The organism is Roseofilum reptotaenium CS-1145, assembly GCF_028330985.1.
Classification (GTDB): domain Bacteria; phylum Cyanobacteriota; class Cyanobacteriia; order Cyanobacteriales; family Desertifilaceae; genus Roseofilum; species Roseofilum reptotaenium.
Genome location: NZ_JAQMUE010000006.1, coordinates 1 through 8471 on the forward strand (window position 1 = coordinate 1; position 8471 = coordinate 8471).

An 8471-nucleotide genomic window follows, 5' to 3' on the forward strand; every position below is an offset into this window, starting at 1 on the left:
AACCCTTCCCTCTTTCCTGGTGCTGTGAGCGCTGTGGCACCACTCCGATTCCATCCCGAACTCGGCAGTGAAACACAGCAGCGGCGACGATACTTTGGGGGTCACCCTTGGGCAAAATAGCTCGGTGCCAGGTCCATTTTTTACAAAAGGTCTTTCTGATATATCAGTAAAGACCTTTTGTTATGTTAATACCTTGTTACTCCTATCCTTAAAGAATTATCCTGAAGGGGCGACAAGCAAGCTAGAAGACAGACTGCAAAAGGGAAATAGCCCTTAAGCTTTTCTGATAATGGGGGCGAGATTGAGGTGAAAACGACATCATTAATTCTACCTCATCGGCAAAATCTGCCAGAGAATCGAACCAAATTTTCCCAATAGGGTGAAATCTATGGGAATGGCTCGCTTCTGATAAATTAAACTTATCATAAATAAATTAACATGACCCCATTGACTGCGGTCAACGGCAATATAGAGAACTCCATCCGGCGAAAATGCTTGCTCTAGCCAGGCTTGGAAAATGGGAAACCCAATTTTAGTTACATCCCATTGAGGTCAAGATAAAAATCTGTGTAATTTTTTGATTCGGCTTCTGTCGTAAATCGGACTGGGAAAATTTTCGGTGAACTTCTCCAACCTGACCCAACGATGTTTTTGCACAAGCATGAGCAAGATGGAAAGCATCAGATATTCTAGAGGAGAAAAATATTGCTGGAGATAGTTTTAGTATAATGAAGGTAATTTTTTTATTGTTTTCAATAGGCTATGGTTGTTGACAATTCCTCGCCTATCTTTTTTTACCTCTTTCGTCTACTCCCCCCACGGGCGAAGCTTTTCAGTCTCCTTGTCGCCCCCTCAGAGAATTATCTTATTCTTCTCTAGAGAAGAATAAGATAGTCCAGGTTTCTTTTTTCAATCTTGGCTGAGTGTCAAAGATATTGATAGAAACCGGGTTTCTGGCTTAACACACGGTATCCCGGATAGCTTCTGCATCAATGGGTTTAATCAGATATAGACGCAGCATATCCCAGCCAATTCCAGCCATTAAGGGTAGTTTGCGGAAGAATTTGACAATTTTAGGGGCATTGCTCTTATCAATTGCTGCCAGCTCCATGTTGCGCTCTGAACAGCGATAAACCCGTGGGAAAAATTCTGGATGATCCACATTTAACATGACTGGGAAAGCCCGACCCGCTGTAGCATTGGTATTGCAAACTACAGTTTGGTCATACTCTCTAGCATCTAAACCAATCATTTCATAAAAGTCAGTGCGCTCATCTACAGTGAGGGAATGAGTAACAAAGACGGTGAGCAGGAAAAAGCGGGCCCAGAGTCGTCCTGTCCAGCTATCCCACATATGGCGCTGTGATCGCAATAGGGCTGTGAAAATATCCCCATGGCGGTTTTCATCCTGACACCAGCTTTCAAAGAACCGGAAGAGCGGATAAAACTGATATTCTGGGTGTTTCTCTAAATGACGGTAAACGGTGATGTAGCGCCAATAGCCAATTTTTTCCGACAGATAGACCGCATAGATAATCCATTCTGGCTTAAAAAATGTATAAGTGCGGTTTTTCGTCAGATAACCCAAATCCAGAGAGATCTTAAAATCACTCATGGCCTTATTCAGAAATCCAGCATGACGGGCTTCATCCCGCGCCATTAAATTAAAGATTTCTGATAATAGGGGCTTAGTGTCTTTGAGCTTACGGGAGAGTTCCTTAAAGAGCAAAAAGCCGGAGAATTCAGAAGTGCAGGAGCGCTCTAAGAAGTCTACAAATGTAGCGCGGGTTTTTTCATCAAGATGTTCCCAAGACTGGTCAAAGCTCTCATCCCGGACAAAGTGATGGCGGTTATAGTCCGCTTTCATTTCAGCCACCATAGCCCGAAGTTCAGCTTCTTGGCTAGAAATATCCATCGAGGCGATGGCCTCAAAATCAGTCGTATAAAACCGAGGGGTCAGCAGGGTTTCCTTGACTGGAGCTTTTACCCCTGGCTTGAGTTCTTCTATCGTCGGTTGTGAGAGCGTCTTAACCATAATCAGGTGCAAAATCAATTTATCGATACATCAGTTTATAACGAAGATAAGAATTGGTCGTCAATTCTCATAAAATATTTACATTGCTTTACGGTTCTTCTTTGTTGTATGCAAAAGTCCATAAAGAGAACGCTTGTTGATCTAGATTGGGATTGATCGATCGCTGAGAGGATCTGGGCACAAAGCTAACTGTAGGAGGGAGTTTGAGGCAGATGTTCAGGCTGCTTTTTCCCTTGGTTACAGCAAAAGGAGTCGAGGGATGTAGCGATCGACTGTACTCCTTACAGTATTAAGTTTTGAAAAAAAATCATCAATTTGAGTTTAATCGCTATAGAGTGATTAGAGTTGAAATTCCAAACAAAACCAACAGAGTCTACAACGTTATTACGAAGTTACTATGAGTCATTCTGAAACCTCCAACCTCCCTCCTACAGATTCTCGCGAACGGTTTAAAACCTGGGTGATGGGTTTACAAGAGAACATCTGTCAAGGACTAGAAAAGATTGATGGTCAAGCTAAATTTAAACAAGACCAGTGGGAAAGGGCCGAAGGAGGTGGCGGTCGTTCCAGAGTGATCCGAGACGGTCGAGTTTTTGAACAAGGTGGAGTGAACTTTTCCGAAGTTTGGGGAAAAGGACTACCCTCTTCTATCCTTACCCAACGTCCTGAAGCAGCAGGTCATCCCTTCTTTGCGACAGGAACATCAATGGTGTTGCACCCCCGTAACCCTTATGTTCCCACCGTTCACCTGAATTATCGCTACTTTGAAGCCGGCCCGGTTTGGTGGTTTGGCGGTGGTGTTGATTTAACTCCCTACTATCCGTTTACCGAAGATGCGATTCACTTCCATCAAACCATTAAGGATGCTTGCGATAAACACGATCCAGAATATTATCCTGCCTTCAAACGCTGGTGTGATGAATATTTCTACCTCAAGCATCGCCAAGAAGCTAGAGGTATTGGTGGAATTTTCTTTGATTACCAAGATGGTCGGGGACAACTCTATCGAGGCCCCAAACCTGAAGGAGAAGCCGCACAATATAGTCAAAAAGTTGGCGACACTTCTCATACTTGGGAAGAGATCTTTGCCTTTGTTCAAAGTTGTGGCAACTCCTTCCTTGATGCCTATCTTCCCATTATTGAGCGCAGACAAGAGATAGAAGCCGGAGAACACGAGCGCAATTTCCAACTTTATCGCCGTGGACGCTATGTAGAATTTAACCTTGTCTATGACCGAGGAACTATTTTTGGCTTACAAACGAATGGCCGTACTGAATCTATTCTGATGTCCTTACCTCCCCTGGTACGTTGGGAATATTGCTATAGTCCAGAAGCAGGCAGCCGAGAAGAAGAGCTTTATACCACGTTCCTAAAAGCCCAAGATTGGGTTAATTGGGAAAAAGAACCGGAATTAGTAGGTGCAAAATAGATCGGCCTTGATTCTATAGCTTTAATCAGCTTTAGAACCCTTGGATTTAAGGGTTATGACTCTCCTTCTGAACCACCGACGGATCTTTCGGTGGTTTCTTGTTTTTAGGTCATATAGCAGAGTTATCCCTGTTGTGTCACTCTGGGAAAACTTTTTTCTTGTCTTAACTTAATTCTAGGACTCTTAGAGAATTGGCGATCGCCATGAGCTAGTTCTAACTTGCTAGAATAAAATCCCATCAATCTCCTAATCCAGATGATTCAAGCCCTAACTCCATCCCTAAGCTTAGAGGAATTTCTGGAGCGTCCAGAAACCAAACCGGCTCTAGAATATCTCAACGGAACCATTCAGGAAAAACCGATGCCCCAAGGTGAACATAGTCGCTTACAATACAGGCTCTGTTTAGCGATTAATACAGTGGCAGAAACGGCTAAGGTTGCTTGTGCGTTTCCCGAACTGCGCTGTACCTTTGGGGGACGTTCTATGGTTCCCGATATTGCTGTCTTTCGCTGGGAAAGAATTCCCCGAACTGATAGCGGAAAAATTGCCAATCGTTTTGACCTTCATCCCGATTGGGCTATTGAAATTTTATCGCCTAACCAAAATCACTCTCAGGCCTTAGATAAATTATTGCATTGTTCGCAAGCAGGCACCAATCTGGGATGGCTAATTAATCCCGCAGAAGAAAGTACTTGGGTCATTCGAGAACATCAACGCATTGATTTATTTACGACTGACGCACAACTGCCTATTTTAGAAGGGATTGATCTACAGTTGAGTGTCTCAGAAATTCTCGGTTGGCTAATCCTCTAAAATCTATTCCCTATTCTCTAGCATGAAGCACTGGCAAAAAAATAGGGACGAACACTCTTCGTCCCTACTTCAATCAAAGTCTGATGAAATTAGCTTAAATCTTCTTCCACACGACCGTAGAAGATACCTTTGATTTTCACATCTACAGGCTCTTTGGCCCCTAAATCAGTATCCGAAGGTTGGACACTGACAAAAATTCCACCAAATTCTCCAGTGCTGGGGTCAACTTTCGTGACTTGTAAAGAAATCTCTCCTTCACCTACTTGAACCCGTTTCACATTAGCCAGGGTCAAATCGTCAGCATCTGCGCTAGAAGGTAAGGCAACGGCATTATCATAACCGGTTGCTACCCCTCTGGCTTTTGGATCGAGGAAGGTGGCTCCCCGATAGGAAGGAACCCGGAATTTACCTTCAAAATCAGTTGAGGTATTGATGCTATCTGTACTCGGTTGACTTTGAGCCAAGAGATTTTTGATAGTAAAGAAGAAGGGAACTTCTTCACCTCCAGGTAGGAGTACGGTAACAATTTGGAAATCAATTCCACCTTTTTCAGCAAAAGTCAGAGCTTTATCTGAATTAAAGGTCAGGTCTCCATAAACTTGAGTAAGGCTGGACGTTTTACGGGTAAGTACTTTACCGGGTACAAACTCAGCTTCTTTACGCTTGCTAGTGGCTTCTTCTTTAACAAAATAGTCATTAGGTTGCAAGCATAAATCAGTTAAGACGTAAGTCTTGCTGGAATCTAGGGGAATGGAACCTCTAGCGGTTTCTTCCAATTGGGGACAGTTATTCGCTAAACCTGTGTTTTTAATATCATCGTAGGTGTAGTCGCTGCCTACGGCTGGGCCTTCACTACAGGCGGTAATCAGACTCAAACACAAGGCTAAGATGACAGAAATAAAAGCGCGGTATTTCATAGTTGAGTTGTTAGCGTTGACCAAATGTGTTTTCCTCCAACGGAGTCGTGCTGCTCCGCAACTAAGAACGGATGGCTTAGGGTGGGGGAGCAGCAAAACTCTTTTAACCATAATTTCATAAAATGGTACGGCTAAGATCCCGTTAAGTTGCTTCAGTGAGCAGAGGGCTGGTTTAATCGTTGATAGACGGTGGCTAACCCGTGGCGATCGCCAACATTCCCTGGAAAGAGGACGACGGGTAAGTTGGGGAATCGGGGATGATCGATGGGAGTACGCACGATAGAACATCCTGGCAGAATTTGGCCCAGCAAACGAGCCGATCGCAGAGCCAACCCGTGACTAAGGACATCGTTCGAGGTAATTCCGCCTTTACTAATTAAATAGCCGATGTCTTCCGGTAAGTTCTGAACTACACTCATTAGGACGTGGGATACCTGTTTGCCAAAGTCGAGCCGCGCTTGAATGGTGGGAAAGGTGAGTTCTTGGCGGGAGGTGTAGATAACGGGGGTTATGCCTTGGCTGTGGATGTCTTGAACTTGGCTTAAAATGCTTTCTATGAGGTCTTCTTGACTATTTGGGTCATTTTTGAGTAAATGGCTCACATCGACTTCTATACCGCTAATTTCTGGCTCTTCCAGCAGTTGGGAGAGTTGTTCTGTGGTTTTTTGCACATGGGAACCGACTAAAATTATGCCTGGTTTGCCTTCGCGCACATATTGATTCATGTGTTCAGCCATGACGGGTTGGGAAGGCAGTTGAGCAAGGGAGGTAAGAATACTGGCAGCGCTACGGAGGAGGAAACGTTTGCCATGGGAACTAGCTCGCAATAGGTCACCAGCAAACCAGTCTAGATCGACTTGATGTTCTGCGTCTACGACTCCACATTGATTATTACTGAGGGTCATCAAGCGATCAAAGCTGCCTTCGCGAATGTCTTCGAGTAGAAACCGTTGGACGCGATCGCTGCTAATTTGACCTTGGGTTTTCTGGGCAACATAATCGGGAAGATAGGAGTGGGAGTAACCAAAGACGGAATCTTTGGCAAATTCGGTTTCATGGACGGGGGTTGGGGTTCCGTCGATCATCAGATAATGGATACTATCGCGGGTGATCCGTCCGCCTTCAAAGAACGCAGGAATGAGAAAATGGGCATCAAAGGGACCGAGTTCGGAGGCGATCGCATCGGTTTCAATGGGATAATGGCCCCGCAGCGTGGAGTCCGAGCGACTGACGACTAAGAAGTTTTCGATCTGTTCTGCGGCGATCGCCTGTTTTAGATTTTGGCACACTTCCAGCGTCACCTGCTGCGCTTCTTCTGGAGTTAGCGCTCTCGTATTCGTCAAAATAAATACGATTGGCGAATCATCCGTTAAACCAAACCGCAGGGTTTCCACATCCCACTGCATCAGCAACAAACAACTATGTACCGTTTGTGAGCCGGTGGGATCGTCGTCAAGAACAATAATTTTCGGTTGGGTACTCATGGGTTTGGATAGAGCAAGAACTCATGAAATTATACCAAATTCTGTTCTCTCCTTATGTTAATTTATTGATTTTCTTCTCGTTCTTCTAGCGAGTTTGCTCTATGCTCAGAAGCGTAAAAATTGAGAATTTTCGTGGCTTGCAATCTTTAGATCTGCAAGATCTCGGTCGTTTAAATCTGCTCGTAGGAGCAAATAATTGCGGTAAAACCTCTATCTTAGAAGCAATACAACTCCTTTGTTCAAGAAATAGTCTTGAGTCGATACGAGATGCTATGATAAGACGAGGCGAATGTTTTTTTGAACAACAAAATCAGTCTCTTAACCTTGATATCCGTCACTTATTTTATCGTCATCTAATTGATCCAAATCTTGAACTTAAAATATCAGGAATCAATAATGATGTTTGTGAAACAGTCATTGCAACAATAATTTTTGATTCCGATCGATTTCAATATTTAACAAACTTTAGAGATCGAACCTTTGAATACATCGATCCTGATGCAGATATTTTCGATGAGTTGAGTCTGGTGATAACCTGGAAAAAAGGAGAAATGATAAAAGACTGGGAAAAAGAAGAGTATCTTGATAACTTCCGTTTTCCCTTATCTATTGATGAAACAATCCCTGATGATTTAATCCTGAAATTTCTCAGGTATGGTAAATCCCAGAAAAAAACCGAAGGTCGAACAAATTTCATCGGATCATCTTCACTCAGTTCAGACAAAATGATTGAGTTGTTTAATAATATTGTTTTAACATCAGAAGAGCAACCTGTATACCAAGCCCTTCAAACTATTGAGCCTAAATTTGAGCGAATTGCTGTATCCTCTCAGTCAACTCCGTTTTTGCAATCGCGAGAGGGCTTCCTCGTGCGTCTTTCCGATCGCGATCGCCCCGTTCCCATTGGTAGTCTGGGAGATGGCATCTGGCGCATGTTAGGACTCGCCTTAGCTATTGTCAATACCAGAGATGGATTTTTATTCATTGATGAAATCGATACCGGTTTGCATTACACAGCTATGGCGGATATGTGGAAATTAGTCTGGGAAACCGCTAAACGCTTAAATGTACAAGTGTTTGCCACTACCCATAGCAGTGACTGCTGGCGCAGTTTAGCCACCATCGCTAGTGAAGAGGATGCCGCAGAAGAGGGTATTAGAATCCACCGCATCGAACGGGATAAGCCTCAAAGTATTGTCTTTAGCAAAAAGGAAATCGCGATCGCAGCGACTCAAGATATTGAGGTTCGTTAGCTATGGCAAATCAACAGAAACCTAATCCAAAAAAATTGATAGTTGAGGGAAAAGAAGACCTCAGAGTTATACCCGAATTGATAGAAGCTCATAGAGTAATTTGGGAACCCATTAAGAATGAACCAGTAGTGGAGATTATCGTCGCTGATGGAGATAAAAAGATTAACCAAGATACTATCTCTACTCGGTTAAAAGAATCTGGATTAACTGCCCTAGGAATAATCATAGATGCAGATCGGGATTTAGAGGCACGCTGGAGGAGTATTAGAAACTTTTGCTTACCCAGTATTCCCGATATTCCCGAACACCTCCCCACCTCTGGACTTATTCATATCACGCCTAAGAACATTCGATTTGGAATTTGGATTATGCCAGATAACCAAACGCAAGGGATGTTAGAACCCACATTCCGCACGACAAAGTGTAGCATAGATAATGAGACCAAGTGGAGGGAATATTTACCCGGAAAAAAACTGGAGAAAAACGAGAAACCATAGGAAAATAGAAGTGATTGTATGGCTCAAAGCCTGGTCAGTGTCT

7 protein-coding genes and 1 rRNA gene are annotated in these 8471 nt (G+C 43.6%); 5 read left to right on the forward strand and 3 right to left on the reverse strand.

The features are described from left to right. The first annotated feature begins 15 nt into the window (after positions 1-15). A 5S ribosomal RNA gene (gene rrf, locus PN466_RS00665) occupies positions 16-133 on the forward strand. A gap of 825 nt (positions 134-958) precedes the next feature. Here the strand turns inward: rrf and acsF are convergent. Continuing rightward, a complete protein-coding gene (gene acsF, locus PN466_RS00670) occupies positions 959-2035 on the reverse strand; it encodes a magnesium-protoporphyrin IX monomethyl ester (oxidative) cyclase (protein ID WP_271936125.1) in 1077 nt (358 codons plus the stop codon). Between the two features lie 397 nt (positions 2036-2432). On the opposite strand from acsF, the gene hemF reads away from it, so the two are divergent. Both hemF and PN466_RS00680 read left to right on the forward strand, forming a co-directional pair. Then, positions 2433-3464 carry an oxygen-dependent coproporphyrinogen oxidase gene (hemF, locus tag PN466_RS00675; RefSeq protein ID WP_271936126.1) on the forward strand — a complete coding sequence of 344 codons (1032 nt, stop codon included), beginning with the start codon at positions 2433-2435 and terminating at the stop codon, positions 3462-3464. A 255-nt stretch (positions 3465-3719) separates the two neighbouring features. Continuing rightward, complete coding sequence (locus PN466_RS00680; protein WP_271936128.1) at positions 3720-4277, forward strand: Uma2 family endonuclease; 558 nt, start codon at positions 3720-3722, stop codon at positions 4275-4277. 89 nt (positions 4278-4366) lie between these two features. Here the strand turns inward: PN466_RS00680 and psbO are convergent, their stop codons facing one another. Both psbO and PN466_RS00690 read right to left on the reverse strand, forming a co-directional pair. After that, positions 4367-5194, reverse strand: coding sequence for a photosystem II manganese-stabilizing polypeptide (psbO, locus tag PN466_RS00685; protein WP_271936130.1), 828 nt, complete (start codon positions 5192-5194; stop codon positions 4367-4369). A gap of 152 nt (positions 5195-5346) precedes the next feature. Next, the gene (locus tag PN466_RS00690; RefSeq protein ID WP_271936132.1) at positions 5347-6678 is read right to left on the reverse strand and encodes a four-carbon acid sugar kinase family protein; all 1332 of its coding nucleotides are present in this window, start codon (positions 6676-6678) and stop codon (positions 5347-5349) included. Positions 6679-6779: 101 nt separating this feature from the next. On the opposite strand from PN466_RS00690, the gene PN466_RS00695 reads away from it, so the two are divergent. Together PN466_RS00695 and PN466_RS00700 are read left to right on the forward strand one after the other, a co-directional pair. Next, positions 6780-7931 (forward strand): AAA family ATPase, encoded by a 1152-nt coding sequence (locus tag PN466_RS00695; protein ID WP_271936133.1) that lies wholly within the window; start codon positions 6780-6782, stop codon positions 7929-7931. 2 nt (positions 7932-7933) lie between these two features. Continuing rightward, positions 7934-8428, forward strand: a complete 495-nt coding sequence (locus tag PN466_RS00700; protein WP_271936134.1) for a DUF3226 domain-containing protein — start codon at positions 7934-7936, stop codon at positions 8426-8428. The last annotated feature ends 43 nt before the right edge of the window (positions 8429-8471 follow it).

Coding starts and splice junctions, on each gene's coding strand:
- PN466_RS00700 (WP_271936134.1), top strand. CDS start 7,934: ATGGCAAATCAACAGAAACCTAATCCAAAAAAATTGATAGTTGAGGGA.
- psbO (WP_271936130.1), bottom strand. CDS start 5,194: ATGAAATACCGCGCTTTTATTTCTGTCATCTTAGCCTTGTGTTTGAGT.
- PN466_RS00690 (WP_271936132.1), bottom strand. CDS start 6,678: ATGAGTACCCAACCGAAAATTATTGTTCTTGACGACGATCCCACCGGC.
- hemF (WP_271936126.1), top strand. CDS start 2,433: ATGAGTCATTCTGAAACCTCCAACCTCCCTCCTACAGATTCTCGCGAA.
- PN466_RS00695 (WP_271936133.1), top strand. CDS start 6,780: ATGCTCAGAAGCGTAAAAATTGAGAATTTTCGTGGCTTGCAATCTTTA.
- PN466_RS00680 (WP_271936128.1), top strand. CDS start 3,720: ATGATTCAAGCCCTAACTCCATCCCTAAGCTTAGAGGAATTTCTGGAG.
- acsF (WP_271936125.1), bottom strand. CDS start 2,035: ATGGTTAAGACGCTCTCACAACCGACGATAGAAGAACTCAAGCCAGGG.